This window comes from Acidovorax sacchari, assembly GCF_042847045.1.
Classification (GTDB): Bacteria; Pseudomonadota; Gammaproteobacteria; order Burkholderiales; family Burkholderiaceae_C; genus Paracidovorax; species Paracidovorax sacchari.
This window is the reverse complement of sequence record NZ_AP035783.1, coordinates 4290221-4308133: the sequence shown is the minus strand read 5'-3', so window position 1 is coordinate 4308133 and position 17913 is coordinate 4290221. Positions and strand designations below refer to the sequence as shown.

Sequence of the window (17913 nt, the reverse complement as noted above, 5' to 3'; positions counted from 1 at the left end):
AAAGGGGAGCGGCGCACTGCCGCTCCCCTTCGCGTTCCCGCAGGCCGCGGGCCTTACCAGCGGTACGTGGCCGTGGCCACCACCCGGCGCGGATCGCCGTAGTAGCAGTTGCCGTACTGGTCGCAGTTGCCGATATAGGTCTTGTCGCCCAGGTTGCGCACGTTCAGCGCGAAGGTCCAGCGATCGATGTCGTAGCCGATCATCGCGTCGAACACGGTGAAGGACGGCACCTTCGCCGGCGCGGCGTCCAGGTCGCCGTGGTTGGAGCCGGTGTAGCGCGCGCCCAGGCCCACCTTGATGCGGTTCGCGAACCGGTAGTCCACCCACAGCGCCGCGGCGTTGCGCGACACCGCCGTGAGCGGCTTGCCGATCTCCCGGGCCGTGCTGCTGGCCGTGATCTTCGCCGTGGGCGTATAGGTGTAGGAGCCCACCAGGTTCAGGCGCGGCATCAGCTCCGCCGAGGCTTCCAGCTCCAGGCCGCGCACCTGGATCTCGCCGGTCTGGCGCGGCACGAAGTTGTCGTCCGCGGTCAGGTAGTTCTTGCGGCGCAGGTCGAAGATGGCGGCGCTGTAGCGCTGCTTGCCGCCCTCGGGCTGGTAGCGCACACCGGCCTCGTACTGGCGGCCGGTCTCGGGCTTGAACGGCTGGCCCGTGGCCGGGTTGCGCATGGCCGTCGGCACGAACGATTCGGTATAGCTCACGTACGGCGCCCAGCCGCTCTCGGCCAGGTAGGTCAGGCCGGCGCGCTTCGTCGCCTTGTGTTCCGACACCCTGGTCTGGCTGCCGTCCAGCCGGCTGTCCGCATCGCTGGTGGCGCGGTCGTAGCGGGCGCCCAGGGTGAGCACCCAGCGGTCGCGCCACTTGATCTGGTCCTGCAGATAGAGGCCGGTCTGCGCGAGCGTGGCGACGCCGTCGTACCACGGCGCGGGCAGCTGCACCGCACCGCCATACACGGGGTTGTAGATGTTGAGCGGACTCGCGGAGCCACCGCTGTAGCTGACCTGGTCGATGCGGGTGCGCTGGTATTCCAGCCCGGCCAGCACGGTGTGCTGCACGTCGCCCGAGCGCAGGCGCGCTTCCAGCTGGTTGTCGAGGTTCAGCGCGTGGATGCGCTCGTTGCTGCCCGACACCGTGCGCCGCAGCGTGGAGAAATTCGCCGGATCGCGCGGATTGGCCGGGTTCACGGTAATGAAATTGCGGCCCTGCACCGCGGTGTAGTCCACGTCGAGCTGGCCGTAGCGCGCGTTCTGCCGCACGGTGAAGGCATCGTTGATGCGGTGCTCGAACAGGTAGCCGATCATCGACGTGTCCATGTCGAAGCGGTTGTAGCCCGGCTCCCCGGCGAACAGGTCGCTCGGGATGGTGGTGCCGATGGCCGTCGGCACCAGCGAGCCCACGGCCGGCCGCGTGCGCGAGTACACCCCCGCACGGGTGCGGCCGAACTGCGACAGCACGGTCAGGCTGGTATCGGACGAGGGCTTCCAGGTGAAGGCCGGTGCGATGAAGGTGCGGTCATCCTTCATGTCGCCCGCCGGCAGGTCGGCATCGCGCGTAAGCGCGGTCAGGCGGTAGAGCAGCTTGCCGTCCTCGCCCAGCGGGCCGGAGACATCGGCCGCGATCTGGCGGCGCCCGTGGTCGCCGATCTGCACCTGCACCTCGCGCAGCGGCTCGGCCGTCGGGCGCTTGCTCACGGCATTCACCAGCCCGCCCGGGCCGCTCATGCCGTACAGCACCGACGCCGGGCCGCGCAGCAGCTCGATCCGCTCGGCGCCGTAGCTCTCCACGGGCCAGATGCCCCAGTTGCCGTTGTTGCGCAGCGGCATGCCGTCCAGGTAGAAGCCCGGCGAGTAGGCATCGAAGCCGCGCAGGGAGATCCAGTCGTAGCGCGAGTCCGCGCCGAAGCGCGTCGGGATCACGCCCGGCGAGTAGCTGAGCGCGTCCTTCACCGTGCGTGCGCCCTGCGCCTCCATCAGGTCCGCCGGAATCACCGAGATGGACTGCGGCGTCTCGATCAGGGGGGTGTCCGTCTTGGTGGCGGTCGCGCTGCGGCGTGCCGTGTAGCCGTTCACCCGGCCCGTGGCGCTCTCCTCGGCGCCGCCGGTCACCGTGACCGTGGGCAGCGTGGTGGAGCCGGCGGAGGCCTCCTGCGCCCCCGCCAGCGGGGTGGACAGCACGGCCGCGGTGCCGAAGGCCGCGGTGATGGAAGCGTGCAGCAGGCGCTGCCGCGCAGGCCTCGCGGCGGAAACATGGCGCATCGGAAAACCCCCTTCAGAAATGGAATAAGTGCAAAAGTGCGGAATGCATACGAATTGTAATGAGAATGTTTCTTATTAACCAGGGCGCAGTTACGTTTTTTCCGTGACTGCTCAGGTCCGCGGCATCCACAGGCCGTCGTAGAAGTAGTGCTCGCGCAGCAGCATCACCAGTTGCGCGCGCTTGTGCGGCAGGTCGAACTCCTTCACTTTCGCGTAGCCGGACTTGTCGAGGTTGCGGATCTGCTGGTGGTGGTCGATGCGCGGCTCGCCCAGGATGCGCTGCGTGCGCGCATCGCACAGGAACAGGTAGTGCGAGATCGAGGTGAGCCAGGCCGTGGCGAAGGCCTTGCCCCGGAACGCCGGCTCCCCGACCAGCACATGCCAGCCGCGGTCGTAGTCGTGCGCGTCGTAGAACGGCGCGATGCGGCTCTCCTTGGTCCAGTACGCCTCGAAATACGCGAACGGCTCGCCGTCCAGGCTGGCGATCATCGAATGCATGTGCGGATCGCGGGCTATTCCCTCCAGGTAGGCGCGGTGCTTCTGCAGGTCGCCTTCCTCCTCCCAGATCACTGCCACGTCCGGGTCGTTCATCCAGCGGTTGAAGCGCGGCAGGTCTTCGTCGATGTCCAGGCTGCGGAAGGTGAACGTGCGCCCCAGCCAGGGGATGTAGCGCTGGTAGAGCAGCCCCTGCGGCTTGGGCGCGCGGCGGGGGTGGTAGCGGCCATCGGTGAGCGCGAAGCGCTGGGCCATCGGCGGCGGCACCCCGGGCCGCCAGAGTCCGGGCTGCTGCCACAGCGTGTCCCGGCAGGCGCGCCAGCTGCCGTCCGCCGCCGGCAGCACCACGCCGGCCTCCGCCAGCGCGGCCAGGGCCTGCGGGTCGGCGGGATGCATGGCCAGGTCCCTGCATTCCGGATGCGCGGCAAAGGCGGCGTCCAGCGCCGCGAGCCCGTGCGCCGCCGGCGCCGGCCGCGCGCCCTCGGAGGCGGGCCGGAGCACGAGGTCGCCGCCGTGCCCGGACAGCGTCCAGTGCGATGCCGGCTCTGCCGGCCCGCCTGCCACCTGCAGGGAGGCGCCGTCGATGCGCACCGCATGCGCCTGTCCGCCTGCATAGGACAGGAAAGAGGACAGGAAGGGCAGGCCGGCGGCGGCCTGGGCGTCCGCAGGAGCGGAGGAAGGGGAAGAAGTCGGGGAATGGGGCGTGGCGAATTTCACGGTCTGTCTCCTGGTCGTCCTCAAGGGTGGAATGGCGAAGCGTGTCGGTGCACACCCGACAGGTGCGGGGCCAGCAGCTGCAGGCCCTGGTGGAGCGCGGGGAACAGGCTGCGGTGGAAGTTGTTCCAGCGCAGTTCCAGGATCGTGTCGGCCGGGTCGATCGGCGTGCCCAGCACGTCGTAGATGACCTCGCCCGAGTCGATCCCGTCATCGACGTAGTGCAGCGACGCGCCGGTCCGCAGAATCGGCGTGGCCGGCTCCGTGGCCATGCGCTGCCAGTCGGTCACGCGCTCGCCGCGGGCCCCGTGCAGGGCGTCCAGCGTGGCGTGCGCGCCGCGGCGCCGGTAGGGCGACTCCAGGCGGGTGATGCCCGGATGGATGTTCACGATGCGGCGGTGGAACGGCGCGCCGGGCTGCACCAGCGCATCCAGGATGACCAGCAGGCCGTCGAGCACCACGATGTCGGCCTGCAGCGATTCGAGCGTGCGTTGCAGCGCGGCTTCGAAAGCCTGCTTGCCCGCCGCGCGGCCCGGGTCAGCGAGCGGCAGGCGGCGGTACTCCGACGGCACCGGCCGCAGCAGGTCGCGCAGCTTGCGGTCCTGGGTCGCGAGTTCGTGCGGAAAGATCCAGCGCTCCCCCGGCGTGCATGTGAAACCGTAGCCGTTCAGCGCCGCACGGTCCCGCGGCGATTGCGGGTCGTCGTCGAAGACGATGCCCTCCAGGGAATAGGCTTCCCCGAGGGGCGTGGTGTCGAGCGCGTGCGCCAGGTATTCGAGCGGGGAGGGCATGTAGCGCCGCCCGCCGCGGTAGTCGATGAACTGGCCGGCCTGGTCGGCGGCCGCATTGCGCAGGGACAGTATGTAAACGAGCTTGGCCTGTGGCATGGAAGGGCAGGGGTTGGAGGTCGGAACGTTCTGGAAATGGGGCGGGTTCGCGCAGCGCCGCGGCGATGGGTGCGTGCAGGCCGCTTCAGCCCGGGGCGGCCGGCGCGCCGGCGCAGGCATCCGGCCTTCGCCCGGCAGGCGGTGCGCGGTGCCGCGGGTCCAGCGGGCAGCGGCCGCAATAGCCTTCGCCCGGCAGGCGGTAGTACAGGCAGCACTCGCGGTGCAGCGCCACGGATTCGGTGCCCTGCGCGGTGGCCATCGCCACCACCCGGCGCGGGCGGCACAGCGGATTGGCGCGCGGCCCGCCGGCATCGGGCCATAGGGGCGCCTGCAGCAGGTCGGCGGCGTCCTGAGCGATCGCGGGATGGTGCGGCGCGAGCCGCACCGCCTGCTCCAGCACCGCTTCCAGGTGCCGCGCCGCATTGCTCCAAAGCACCTTCTGCGGCACGCGCGCCACCTGCTCCAGGGCCGTGAACAGGGGGGCCCAGTGCTGCCAGACCAGCGGCGCATAGCGCTGCGCGGCGGGGGCGCCCGGCAGTGCGGTGCCGATGCCGCCCAGGTGGATGCCGCGCACCCGCCCGTCCGGGCCCAGGTCCAGCTGCAGCCCCTCCAGGCCCACGGGAAACACATGCCCCAGCACGCTCGCGGCGGCGGCCACCGGCGGCACCAGCACGCCGAGGGTGTCCAGCACCCAGGCGGAGGCGGCCGCGCGCAGGTCCTTCGCCGCAGGCCCCTGCAACCCCCACACCGCGGCGGCGTACCGGCGCAACAGGTCTTCCAGCTGCAGCGGCTCGAGCAGCCGCGCCCCCGGCCACGCGCCCCCGGGCGCAGGTCCGGCATGCAGCCGCTGCGCGAGCGGCGCGAGCGCGCCGGGAAAAAGCGGCCGCAGCAAATCGATCATGGCGCTTGGCGGACGGGGAGTAAGAGGGGCGCGAAGGCGCAGTGCATTCCAAGGTGACGATCCAGCGCGGCGCTTGTTCATCCGCGCTCCGCGCAGCGGCGTGAAACCCCCTGCGCATGAACATCCCCGCGCCCGCAGCGTCTTTGGAGCAGGCGTCCCGCCTTGCAACCCAGCCCTCGACGGGCGGAAAGAGATCTTGCGCATGACTGCAGCCCCCGCTCCGCGTGCCCCGGCTTCCGAGGTGGCGCGGCTCCTCCGGCCCTTCCTTCCGTGGATCGCACTCTCCACGGTATGCGGCCTCGCCGCCGGCATCGCCACCGTGCTGCTGCTGCGCACGGTCAACGAAGTGCTGCACCGCGACGGCGGCATGTCCGGCGGCCTGCTGTGGACCTTCGTGGCCCTGTGCGCCGCGGCGCTCTTCGGGCGCCTGGTGGCCGACGTATCCACCAACTACGTCGGCCAGAAACTGGTGGCGCAGGTGCGCGTCGGCCTGGCCCAGAAGATCCTGTCGGCCCCCATCGACGCGCTGGAACGCTACCGCACCCACCGCCTGATGCCCGTGCTGTCGCAGGACGTGGACATGATCAGCGACGCGGCCTTCGTGCTGTCGTCCGCGCTCATCGCCTCTGCCGTGATGCTGGGCTGCCTCGTGTACATGGCCTGGTTGTCCCTGCCGCTCTTCGGGCTGGTGGTGCTGGCGCTGGCCATCGGCGCCAGCCTGCAGGTGGTGGCCCAGACGCGGGCCGAGAAAGGCTTCTGGAAGGCCCGCGAGCACGAAGACAGCCTGCACAAGGCCTACCGCGCCATCAGCGAAGGCGCCAAGGAACTGCGCATGCACCGCGAGCGCCGCGCCCGCATGCTGGACGGCCAGGTGGAGCGCATCGTGGCCCAGATCCGCCAGGTCAACGGCCGCGCCATCAACACCTACGTCACCGCCACCGCCTTCGGCTCCGCGCTGTTCTTCCTGCTCATCGCCATGATCCTCGGCTGGGCCGCCTTCCAGCCCACCGAGCCGGCGGTGCTCAGCGGCTTCGCGCTGGTGCTGCTCTTCCTCAAGGGGCCCATCGACCAGATCGCCGCCACGCTGCCGCACATGGGCCGCGCCAAGGTGGCCTTCCTGCGCATCGCCGACCTGTCGGCGCGCTTCGCCACGCCGGAACCCCACCTGCACCAGGACCGCCCGGCCCCCGCCCCCGTGCTGCACGAAGGCATCTCGCTGCAGGGCGTGCGCTACGCCTTCGAGGCGCCTGCCGACGGCGGCGAGCCCTTCGCGCTCGGCCCCGTGGACCTGGAGCTGCGCCGCGGCGAAATGGTCTTCATCGTGGGCGACAACGGCTCGGGCAAGACCACCCTCATCAAGCTGCTGCTGGGCCTGTATGCCCCGCAGGAGGGCGAGGTGCTGATCGACGGCGTGGCCGTCACCGCCGAGTCGCGCGACGACTACCGCCAGCTCTTCACCACCGTGCTCTCGGACTTCTACCTCTTCGAGGACCTGGCCGGCGCAGGCGAGGGCGGGGCGGGCATGGCGGCCCTGCCCGAGGCCGCGCGCCCCTACCTGGAGCGCCTGGAGATCGCCCACAAGGTGAGCATCCGGGACGGCGCCTTCAGCACCGTGGACCTCTCCACCGGCCAGCGCAAGCGCCTCGCGCTGGTGCATGCCTACCTCGAAGGCCGCCCGGTCATGGTGTTCGACGAGTGGGCCGCGGACCAGGACCCGGCCTTCCGCCACCTCTTCTACACCGAGCTGCTGCCCGAGCTGCGCGCCAAGGGGCACCTGCTGGTCGTGATCTCCCACGACGACCGCTACTTCCACCTGGCCGACCGCGTCGTCCACATGAGCGCGGGCCGCATCGCCGACAACCGCGTGCGCGCCGGCCGCGAAACCCTGGCCGCCTGACCGTCCGAATCCCGGTGCGGCCGCGAGCCGGCCGGCCCGTCCCTTTTTCAAAGGAGTTGTCATCCCATGCAGCACATCCATGACCTGATCGGTATCGGCTTCGGCCCCTCCAACGTGGGGCTGGCCATCGCGCTCGAAGAGCACCGCGGCACCCACGGCCGCGCGCCCCAGGCCTTCTTCATCGAGCGCCAGCCGGCCTTCGCGTGGCATCCGCACATGCTGCTGGACCACGCGCACATGCAGATTTCCTTCCTCAAGGACCTCGCCACGCTGCGCAATCCGCAAAGCCGCTTCACCTTCCTCAACTACCTGCACGAGCAGGGCCGGCTGCAGGACTTCATCAACCTCAAGAGCTTCTATCCCAGCCGCCACGAATTCAACGACTACCTGGGCTGGGCCGCGCGCCAGTTCGAGGGCCAGTGCGCCTACGGCGAAGAGGTGTTCGAGGTCCTGCCGGAGCCCGGCCCGGACGGCACCGTCGAGCAGCTGCGCGTGCGTTCGCGCAATGCGGCCGGCCGCGTGCAGGAGCGCCTGGCGCGCAACCTCATCGTCGGCGTGGGCGGCACCGCGCGCATTCCCGAGGTATTCCGGGGCCTGCAGGGCGACCCGCGCGTCTTCCACTCGAGCACCTACCTGCGCGACATCGCCCGCCAGGGCGCGGCGCGCAGCATCGCCCTGATCGGGGCCGGGCAGAGCGCCGCGGAAATCTTCATGGACCTGCAGGGTCGCGCCCACGCGCCCGAGGTGGACTGGGTGATGCGCGCCCGCGCCATCCGCCCCTCCGACGACAGCCCCTTCGTCAACGAAATCTTCAACGCCGACTTCACCGACTACATGTTCGGCCGCTCCGCCCCGGAGCGCGAATCGCTGCTGCGCGAATACGCCCACACCAATTACGCCGTGGCCGACCTGGAGCTGATCCAGCAGGTCTTCAAGACCTTCTACGAGCAGCGCGTGACCGGCGGCCGGCGCCTGCGCATGCTGCGCCAGCACGAAGTGCGTGCCGCCCGCGCCGATGCGTCCGGCGTCTATTTCACCTTCCACGACCGCGAATCGGGCGAGGAAAGCACCGTGCGCTACGACGCCGCCGTGCTGGCCACCGGCTACGAACGCGCCGCCCACCGCGACGTGCTCGCGCCGCTGGCGCCCTACCTGGGCGACTTCACTGTCGATCGTCACTACCGCGTGCAGACGGCCCCGGGCTTCCGGCCCGCCATCTTCCTGCAGGGCGCCTGCGAATCCAGCCACGGCCTGAGCGACACGCTGCTGTCCGTCACTGCCGTGCGCACCGGAGAAATCGGCCAGGTGCTCGCCGCTGCGCTGCCCCCGGCCCGGGAGCCGCTGCGCACGCGCGGCCCGGACGCCCCGGCACGCGGCAGCGCAGGCGACGTCGAGCGGGAGACGCACCACCTGCATGTGGCCTGAGCGCCGCATGCGGGCCCGCTGCTGCCGTGCTTGCAGCGGCAGGGCCGCCGCGCCCCTCCCGCCACGCGGACAATCCGGGCCATGCCGCCATCGTCGATGACCCCGCCCGTTCCGTGGCCCCTGCCGCCGGAGGTGCCCCCCGCCCTCCGCGCCTGGCGTGTCCCTCTCCACCTGGATGCGCCCATCCCCGCGGACGACTGGGCCATGCTTTCCCCCGCCGAGGCCGACCGCGCTGCGCGCCTGCGCCAGCCCGCCGACCGCGTGCGCTCCGCCTGCACGCGCGCCGCGCTGCGCCGCCTGCTGGGCGAGCGCCTCGGCCTGCCCCCGCAGGACGTGCCCCTGGCGGCCGGCACCCACGGCCGGCCGGCGCTGGCGGGGCCGTTGGAGCGGGATGGGCGGGAGAGACTGGATTTCAACGTCTCGCACTCCGGCGACTACGCGCTCATCGCCCTGGCGGAAGGCCCCTGGGCCGTGGGCGTGGACGTGGAGCGCTGCGATGCCTTCGGCGCGCACGGCCTCGCGGACCCGGCCGCGCTCGAATCCCTGGTGCTGTCCCCCCGCGAGCGGGCCGCGCCGCACGCCGCACGGCCGGATTTCCCTACGCTCTGGACCGTGAAGGAAGCGGTCCTCAAGTGCCTGGGGCTCGGCGTGGCCGAGCACCTGCCGCACGTCTGCGTGGAGCGGCGGGAGGCCGGTGGGGTGGGCGTGGTACTGGAAGGCCCGTTGCAGGACTCGGCCGTACAGGCCTGCGTGCTCGCCGCGCCACCCGACTACGCCGCCGCCCTGGCCTGGGCCGAAGCGGGATAGGCACGCCCCGCTGAGCGGGCACACCGTTTGCCGCGTCCCCTGGCAGGAGCCTCCCGCTCCGGGCCGGCCCTGCCCGCCATGCCGGGGGAGGGAAGGCGCATCGGCAAATTTGCAGCAAGGAGCGACCATGCCCGCCACGACCCCCCGCACCCCCTGGCCTTTCCCGACGGCCGACGCCCATCCCTCTCCCGCCCCTGGCGCCAGCACCGACAGCGCGGCCGGCGGACTGCAGGTGCAGGCCGTCGAGGAAGACACGCTCGACAGCGCCGTGGAAGAGACCTTCCCCGCGAGCGATCCGGTATCCGTCGTCAGCACCAAATCCGTTTCCGCCGACGAGGGGGCGGCGGAAGATCCGAAGGCGACGAAGCGTTGACACCGGTGCCGGCACCCGCACTGGGACCGAGATCGGCTCCGGGACCGCCCGGCCCGGCCGCACGGATCCAATGAACCCACAACAGCCAGCGGCCCTGCTCCCCTTCGGCATCCTGATGGCCTTGTGGATCGCCGCGGGCGCGGCGGACTGGTGGTGCCACCGGCGCACCCGCATCGAAGCGACCACCACCGGCCTCGCGGAATCGGCCTTCCACTGGGCGCTGTTCCTGCAGATGGGCGCCGCCGTCCTGGCAGCCCTGCTGCTCGAGCCCACCGCCGGGCTCGTGGCCTTCCTGCTGGCCATGTGGCTGCTGCACGAGGCCGCCACCTGGCTGGAACTGCGCATGGTCGCGCCCGCGCGCACCATCACCCCGCTGGAGCAGATGGTCCACAGCTTCATGGAGATCCTGCCCCTGGCGGGCGTCCTGCTGCTCTGCCAGCCGGCGCTGGAGGCGTGGCTGGCGGTGCCGGAGGGGGGCGCCAGGGGCACGGTGCTGGACTGGCGCTGGCGGATGCGACCGGAACTGCCCCCGTGGCCCGTGCTCGGGGGGGCGCCGTGGCGATCACGGTGGGTAATGGGCTATTGCTGGCGGAGGAAAGTTGGCGGTGCTGGCGTGTAGCGCGGGCGGGTGGCTGTGGGCTGGGCCTGCGGGGCTAAGCTATTTGCGTTGAAGCAGACAGCAAAAACTCTGATGCAAACAGGTTTCGGTCAGCAACTGTCTCACCGAAAGAGAAGGGCGCCATGCTCCCTAGTTGAGCTCCGTTAGCTACCAACGCACCAGCAAGCGGCTGAGATCGCTCCTTCCGACCGTGGACATTGGCCTGCAGGCGTCGCCTTTGCAGCGAATGCCGCCCTTCACTTTGCCAAACTCGACGCACGAAAGCGGCCCTACAGCGTTCGATGTAAGGAGCCGACCCCAAACATATCCGCCGACGACAGCCGGGGGCTGTAAGCTCCGCGAATAGACTGATACAGGGAGCGCCAAAGCTATGGCGAAGCAAGGTTCTGTAGGGCCCTCCAGGAGCGGCGACCAGTTTCACTACCAATGGGCAGCCCGGCAATGCCTATGGCTGCTTAGCTCCACGGATGGCCTAGTGTCAGTGACGATCGAAGGACCGTCACTCGACGAGGGGGACTCATCCACGAGCGTGGGCGACGAGGTCATCGACGTCGGCTTGTATTACGGGAGTGAGGACGTCGTAGCGGCAGCGTCGATCCGCTATATGCAACTCAAGCATTCGTCCAAGCACGCTCACGAACCCTGGACGGCCAGCGGCCTCAAAGGAACTATCGAAGGCTTCGCCGGGCGCTTCAACAAATTGGAGGCGTCGCTCGGTCTGGATGTCCTGGAGCAGAAGGTTAGGTTCGTCTTTCTGACGAACAGACCTATTGCTGCGGATGTCCTGGAAGCTTTGGCCGATCTCGCTGCGGGGGCGGCAGAGCTGCGGCACCCTGCAATTGACAAATTGCTGAAACGGTATGCCGCGTCCGCTGGTAGCAGCGTGCAGAACTTCTTTGCCGCCTTCTCTGTTGAAGCTGGTGAGCCAGATCTGTGGGAGCAGCGCAACCTCCTGAGCCAGGACTTGGGTGCATACCTCTCTGAATCCGATACCGAGGCTGCGCTTCAACTGAAAGAGCTGGTCACCCGCCGCGCGACGGACGAAGGCGAAAAGGACCGTTCCATCAGGCTCTACGACGTGCTTCAGGCTCTACGGGTGAGCGAGAACGATCTGCTGCCTGCGCCCTCGCTGATCTCGGAACCGAAGCACATACTTCCTCGAGCGCAGCAGCCAGCCATCCTGACCACGCTCCTCTCAGCGCAGCGCCCCGTGGTCATCCACGCAGACGGTGGTGTGGGCAAGTCGACGCTCTCAGCTCACCTTACCCGTGCCATGCCTGCTGGATCGATAGCGATCCTGTACGACTGCTTCGGTGACGGCACCTACCGTCAGGCCCTGAATTACCGCCACCGATACCGTGATGCGCTCGTCCAGATCGCAAACGAGCTTGCGGCACAGCAGCTTTGCCTGCCGTTGATTCCTTCCCACGGCACAGACCCCAAGCAATTCATGCGGGCCTTCGTTTCACGGCTCAAGCAGGCCATTGATCTTCTCCAAGCTAACACGCCCCAAGCGAGCCTTTGCATCATCATTGATGCGGCAGACAACGCATACATGGCTGCGCAAGAGATTGGGGAGCGCGCCTTTGTCCATGACCTGATCAACACGGACATGCCTGATGGGGTGCGATTCGCATTCACATGCCGATCACATCGACAGGACTACCTTGGAGCGCCACCCGACGCCATTGCGATCAAGCTGGAGTCGTTTTCGAAGGCTGAGACTGCCACGCACCTTCGGCTGAGCTACCCCGATGCGACGGACGCTGAAGCTGCGGAGTTCGCGTTTCTCAGCTCGGATAACCCTCGAGTTCAAGCGCTGGCTATGGAGGGCACTCCGCCCATCGGAGAAATGCTCAGGGCTTTGGGGCCAACACCCACGACCGTCCAACACGCGATTGGAGGGTTGCTGACCAAGGCCATCAACCGGCTGAAAGCCGAGTGGGGGCCAACTGAGTCGAATCAGATCGACCTAATCTGCAAAGGGCTCGCAGTGCTCCGGCCCCTTGTGCCAATTTCCATCTTGGCTCAGATCGCAGGAGTTCCGGAGAGCGCTGTCCGAACGTTCGCAACAGAGTTTGGGCGGCCGCTGTTCGTCAAAGAATCGGGCCTGCACTTCGTGGACGAGCCCGCGGAGACTTGGTTCAACGAGACGTTCAAGCCAGATGCGGCCTCGCTTGATGGGTTTCTTTTGAAGCTCAAGCCTCTCGCCGCGACCAGTTCCTACGTTGCGGCGGCGCTGCCGCAGTTGCTGCTGTCAGCAGGCCGGATGGACGAGTTAATCGCGCTGGCCCTCTCGAACGAGAGCCTGCCCGACAACCCTCTCGAGCGCCGCGACGTCGAGCTGCAACGACTGATGTTCGCTCTCAGGGCGTGCCTGCAACAGGGACGGGATGTTGCTGCCGCCAAGCTTGCTCTGAAAGTCGGCGGTGAGGTAGCTGGTGAGACTCGCCAGATCAAGCTTATCCAGGAGAACACCGACATTGCCAGCATTCTGCTTGCGCCAGATCGCATCGAAGAAATTGTCTCTAGACGCACATTCGGCGGAGGTTTCCATGGCTCGCACCATGCCTACGAGGCGGTGCTGCTTGCAGGCAACGCTGACCTCATTCCCGAGGCCGCGAGCAGGTTGAGGATGGCCGGAGAATCGTTGAACGCCTGGAGCAGGCTACCACCCAAGCGTCGCAAACAAAACGAGATTGAGGAAACGGATATCGCCGAACTTGCCATCGGTGTACTGAGATTGCGTGGCGCTGCGGAGGCCGCGCGCTTCCTGAAAGGTTGGACTCCAAAGTTCGTCGTGTTGAGAACGACGAAGCTAGTGGCTGCGCGACTGGCTGACGTTGGGGACGTCAAGCAGCTTGACGAGCTTGCCGAGCACGCCGAAGGGGATGTCTGGATGTTGCTGGGCTTGGCAACGGAAGCATGCCAGGTTGGACACCTGCTGCCGATGGAGCCTCTGCGCCATCTGATGGGAATCTTGGTCGACCCCAAGGTCAAGTTACCCGAAGAGGATCTCTCGTGGAAGTCTGGGAGCAGCGTGCTTGATGGGGTCCGGTGCGCGATCACCCAAGCGCTTCGGCGCCTTCCGCGCGATGACGAGGCCTGGGCAGTGACGCTACGCCGGTACCTGCCGGTGGAACCGCCCCGGCAGTTCCATGATTTCGACGCTGAACGTGCGACGTTCGTCCGAGCATATGCGTTGGAAGCTGCGCTTCGCGGCAGACAGATTGAACTGATTGATCTGGCGCCCAAAGACGTCCGATCTGAGTTCGAATCGCAAAAATCTACTGTCAGGGGCGAGCAAGCCTCCCGGCTGGAACATGTCACGGGGGGTGTCCTCGCTTGGTTTATCCTGGCTGCCGATGTTGCCTGCGGCCGTGTGCTGCTGAATCTAGACCACGAGATTGAGCTTGCACTCAGGCAGACGCAATCGGCATCTTCACGAGACTATCAGAGGATCTTCAATCTAGAGAAGGTGGCTGCCATCGAGTGGGTGCAGATCCTGCGCAACGCGGGCACCATTCAGCCACCTCAGATTGCCGCCCTGCTGAAGTGGGTGGATAAAAGCGACCGCCTCCACTCGAGAGCGCTCACGATGATGTGCCGCGTGACCGCAAGAACAGCAGGCCTGGGCGACCTCTCACTGCAACTGAGCATCAGAGCGTTTGATTGGATCGCCACATCGCACGACGATGCGGAGACGCGCGTCGAGAACCTCAAGGATTTGGCCCGCGCCATCTTCTGCGTGAGCAGGTCAGAAGCGGCCGCCTACTTCGACAAAGCGATCGACATCGCCAGCAAGATCGGAGAAGAGCATCTCTCTCGATGGACAACTTTCCTCGATCTAACGGACGCGGCGCATCGGCAGGGAGAACCAAGACCCCGGACCGCCTACCGGCTGGCGCGCATCGCGGAGCTCAGCTACAAGCACATGGCCCGGGACAAGTACATGGACTGGGACCGATTGGTTCAGGGCTTGGTTGGCCTCTGCCCTTCATCCAGTCTTGCAATCTTGAGTCGCTGGCGGGATCGAAATTTTGGCTTCGCTGGTGAGCTGTTTCCGATCGCGGTCTACAGCCTGATCGACCACAGGCTGCTGCCAGCGATGGCCGCAGTCGCCTTGAGCGGCACCGTGAGTGGGTGGAAACGCATCAGCGATGCCAGATCGGCCATCAACGCAGAGTCGGACATCAACAAAAAACGATTGATCCTAAATATCGCCTACCGATTCCTTCGCATCCAAACGAACGAAGCACCCGCCTGGCGCGAACTTAAGGCGCTGGCCGACTCGCTGGCGATGTCATTGCCAGATTTGGACAGATTGCTTCGAGCTTCCAAAACCAAGGCCGCCACCCCGCCGGTATCGACGGCTCCTGCGCCGTGGACACCCCCGCACAGAGAGATCCAGGAACCTGATTGGGACGCCGTCTTCAGCGGAGTCGATCTCCGCAACAAAGCCGCTGTACTCGCGGCAAGACGATCGCTGAAGAAGGTTGGCCATCGAGCGTACATCCGCGAGTTCTATGAGCAAGGCCTTAGGCGTGCGGCGCTGTCGGAGATCGATGGATACCTCCGAGCAATCCAGGCGGATGACGAATTCAGCGTATACAGCTTCATGGACGTCATCAGGCACCTCCCCGAGCCGAGCAAGCGAATCCAGTCCGTTCGCAGCGAGCTCAGGAAGGCTGCCCTTTCGGTGGCCACGAAAAACCCCAACCGCGTCGGGCGCCGAGGCTGGGGTCATGAGGGCCCTTTTGATGGGCTCTATGCAGAAGGCATCGTCTTAGAGAAGGACGTCGCATCAGCCAGGATCAAAGGATATTTATCGCAGCTCGACACGCTTGATGCCGAAGACCTGTTCCGTCTAGTGGAGCCACTCGCGCGCTGCCTGACCAGTGATGAGGCCGATGACGTGCTCAACTTCGGCTTCGACTTGCTCGAAGATGTTCTTGAGGGAGAGGATGGCGATGGCCGGTGGAACGAATCGCTCGAGCCACCTACGTCTTGTGTGGAGACCTTGGCTGGCTACCTATGGGCAGGTCTAGCGCGTCCGTCCACTACTGAACGCTGGGAGCATGCCCACTGCGTCCGCATTTGCCTTGAACTCGATTGGCAGCCGTTGTTGTCCGCGCTGGCGGCTCGTGCGCTCAACGCCGACCCGCAGCCATTCGTCGACCGCGGACTGATGTTCTACGAGTGGCATGCTCGCCAATGGCTATGCCTTGCGTTGGCACGAGGCGCGATGGACGCACCTCGTGCGGTCATGCCCTTCCTTGCCTTTCTAGACGCCGCAGCGAAGGAGCCGCATGTCGTCATTCGACATTTCGCTACGGACACACTGAGGCGGCTGAATGAAGTCAGCGCATTGCCAAAACAATTGCTTGACATCGCGAACAGAGCCAACCAGCCTGGATTGCCAACGCAGATCTTCGACCGAGGCGAGTACGGCGTCTTTGATGACCAGCCCTCGAGCAGCGAGACCATAGACGACAATGACAAGTACTTCTTCGGCATCGATATCGGCCCGTATTGGTTCGCACCATTGGGCCGTGTCTTTGGGCTGAGCGAGCATTCCATCGAATGGCGGGCGATGGCAGTCTTGCGCGGGCGCCTGTCGCTTGGGCATCGAGGCCATGATGATCAGCGTTACAAGCGGGGCCTCTTTAGAGGAAATGTGACAACGCACAGTCACGGCAGCATGCCGGAGGTGGAGGACAGCGTGGTCTATCAGTCCTATCACGCGATGATGCTTGTCGCTGGAAACCTCTTGGAGACCAAACCTGTTCGCCGGCGCGTGGACGAGGAAGAGAATCCGTTTGATGACTGGTTGAGCGAACAGTTGCTCACTCGCACAGACAACCGCTGGCTTGCGGAACGGCGTGATCCTGAAATCCTAAAGGAGGTCCCTACGAGCAGCGAACGATCTGACGCCTCATGGTCCTGGCAAGTCAGCAGGCAGTACCTGGATGACCAACTAACAACCGACGATGGAATGACGGCCTTGTGGGGCCATTGGACGGCCACAGAGTCAGCCGACGGCGAAACGGTGTCGGTGGGATCGGTGCTGGTCCCCTCGCGGCACGCGGCGACGCTCTTGGCGGCCCTCCAGACCAGCCCTGATCCCGGAGAAATCTACATTCCAGATGCAGATCACATCGACTACGGAGAGAAAGTCGATGCCCCTGAGTTGAGGATGTCCGGCTGGGTCGCGACGGGCCGTGATTCTTTGAGGCTCGACGAATTTGACCCTTGGGCCGGCACGATTAGCAGCCCGGGTCCACGACCATGTCAGGAGATTCTTGACCTCCTGACTCTGACGACTGATCCCGATGCGAGATCATGGACGCTGCCAGACGGAGGCACCTTGAGGAGCGAGACCTGGTCGCGCAGCACGGGCTATGGTCAAGAACGCGGCATCCTGACCGGCACCCGCCTCAGCGCTGACAACAAGTTCATCAGCGCGTTATTGCAAGTGCGCCCGAATTCCTCCCTCATCGTTCGCGTCATAGTCCGACGCAAGCCGCCCAAGGACGAGACCGGCAAAGATGACTACAGCTTCTACAACTACCCTTACAACCGGTACTACCTGATCGGACATGATGGAATCACTCGATCGCTCTAAGGCAGTTATCGAGCTTGGCAAGAGGATCGTTGCCGGGCTGGAACTGAGCAACGATGTCACTGCGCAGTGGATGTCTCACATGGTCGCTGAGAAGATCTTGGCTGCCGAGCAAGCGCCTGAGACGACGAGGGATGCCGCCACGGCAGAGTGCGCTGATGTGATCTTGAAGCTTTGGGCGCACCGCTACACGTTACCCCCTTACATGCGACCACTGCGGGAACTGGACCCTCTGCTGCGCACGCTCAATTCGTTGGGCGTGGACGGGGCGGGTGAGTTGAGGTTCTTCACCCGGGGGCCGAACAGCGAAGAGCTAGCGGGCGCTACGGACGAAGAGAAGAAGCTGTTCCAGTTCGCGTTGGGCATCGATCACGCAGCCAGAGAGTTGATTCGTTACGCGCTTGGTGCGGCAGCTGAACGATCAGTCGGGCTGGTCAACCCATGGCTGGAAGAGGCCGTCAAAGGCAACCTAGACGCCACCGTAGAGCTGCGGATCGCCAAGTTTGCCGTCGAAGGAGGATTGCAGCGCCAGGAGGCGGCCAACCAGCAGGCCATGCTCGACAGAATCGATAAATTGGAGAGCTTTGCCAAAGTGGCCTTGTCTCTGGCTGGTGAGATGAGAAAAACGCTCCCGCCGGGTTCAGAGATATCTGATGAGTAAAGATGCACGCTGCGAACTCCGGCGCCGCGGCATGCGTCGAGGCGCCTATCGAGAGCTGCGGATTATCACTCCGTCCAGGTCGGTAGAGGCGTCGCACTCTTCCAGCCTGTGTGCGCCAACTTCGAAGTCACAAAGCAGTCCCTGACGGACGACTGGTATCAGCCTGAAGCCGTCGTTCGGTGTGCGTCCCTCTACCCCCTGTTGCACAGGGCAGTTGAACGCTTCAATTTGCTCTCTTGGGGCTCCTCGCCCGAGCC

Annotated in this window: 11 protein-coding genes; 7 read left to right on the top strand and 4 right to left on the bottom strand. The window is 66.2% G+C overall.

Annotated elements, in window-relative coordinates; all coding sequences use genetic code 11:
* Window positions 1–53 precede the first annotated feature (53 nt).
* The 4 genes from ACGHC0_RS19125 to fhuF all read right to left on the bottom strand — a co-directional run bounded on the left by ACGHC0_RS19125 (window position 54) and on the right by fhuF (window position 5252).
* The gene (locus ACGHC0_RS19125; protein WP_368352468.1) at window positions 54–2255 is read right to left on the bottom strand and encodes a TonB-dependent siderophore receptor; all 2202 of its coding nucleotides are present in this window, start codon (window positions 2253–2255) and stop codon (window positions 54–56) included.
* 111 nt (window positions 2256–2366) lie between these two features.
* The gene (locus ACGHC0_RS19120) at window positions 2367–3467 is read right to left on the bottom strand and encodes a GNAT family N-acetyltransferase (RefSeq protein ID WP_415266463.1); all 1101 of its coding nucleotides are present in this window, start codon (window positions 3465–3467) and stop codon (window positions 2367–2369) included.
* Between the two features lie 20 nt (window positions 3468–3487).
* A complete protein-coding gene (locus ACGHC0_RS19115) occupies window positions 3488–4351 on the bottom strand; it encodes a formyltransferase family protein (RefSeq protein ID WP_415266462.1) in 864 nt (287 codons plus the stop codon).
* 85 nt (window positions 4352–4436) lie between these two features.
* Window positions 4437–5252 carry a siderophore-iron reductase FhuF gene (fhuF, locus tag ACGHC0_RS19110; protein WP_415266461.1) on the bottom strand — a complete coding sequence of 272 codons (816 nt, stop codon included), beginning with the start codon at window positions 5250–5252 and terminating at the stop codon, window positions 4437–4439.
* A gap of 202 nt (window positions 5253–5454) precedes the next feature.
* On the opposite strand from fhuF, the gene ACGHC0_RS19105 reads away from it, so the two are divergent.
* The 7 genes from ACGHC0_RS19105 to avs3b all read left to right on the top strand — a co-directional run bounded on the left by ACGHC0_RS19105 (window position 5455) and on the right by avs3b (window position 17656).
* Window positions 5455–7149: a cyclic peptide export ABC transporter gene (locus ACGHC0_RS19105; RefSeq protein ID WP_415266460.1), complete on the top strand. Its 1695-nt coding sequence runs from the start codon at window positions 5455–5457 to the stop codon at window positions 7147–7149.
* Between the two features lie 66 nt (window positions 7150–7215).
* Window positions 7216–8574, top strand: a complete 1359-nt coding sequence (locus ACGHC0_RS19100; RefSeq protein WP_368352463.1) for a lysine N(6)-hydroxylase/L-ornithine N(5)-oxygenase family protein — start codon at window positions 7216–7218, stop codon at window positions 8572–8574.
* A gap of 204 nt (window positions 8575–8778) precedes the next feature.
* Window positions 8779–9381, top strand: coding sequence for a 4'-phosphopantetheinyl transferase family protein (locus ACGHC0_RS19095; RefSeq protein ID WP_415266459.1), 603 nt, complete (start codon window positions 8779–8781; stop codon window positions 9379–9381).
* 127 nt (window positions 9382–9508) lie between these two features.
* Entirely contained in the window at window positions 9509–9754 is a 246-nt protein-coding gene (locus tag ACGHC0_RS19090; protein WP_368352461.1) for a hypothetical protein, read from the top strand.
* Between the two features lie 70 nt (window positions 9755–9824).
* On the top strand, window positions 9825–10373 hold the full coding sequence (locus ACGHC0_RS19085) for a hypothetical protein (protein WP_368352460.1): 549 nt from the start codon (window positions 9825–9827) through the stop codon (window positions 10371–10373).
* 370 nt (window positions 10374–10743) lie between these two features.
* Window positions 10744–16998 (top strand): AVAST type 3 anti-phage nuclease/ATPase Avs3a, encoded by a 6255-nt coding sequence (gene avs3a / locus ACGHC0_RS19080; RefSeq protein WP_368352459.1) that lies wholly within the window; start codon window positions 10744–10746, stop codon window positions 16996–16998.
* On the top strand, window positions 16973–17656 hold the full coding sequence (gene avs3b, locus ACGHC0_RS19075) for an AVAST type 3 anti-phage proein Avs3b (protein ID WP_368352458.1): 684 nt from the start codon (window positions 16973–16975) through the stop codon (window positions 17654–17656). Before avs3a ends, avs3b begins: the two co-directional genes overlap by 26 nt.
* Window positions 17657–17913 lie beyond the last annotated feature (257 nt).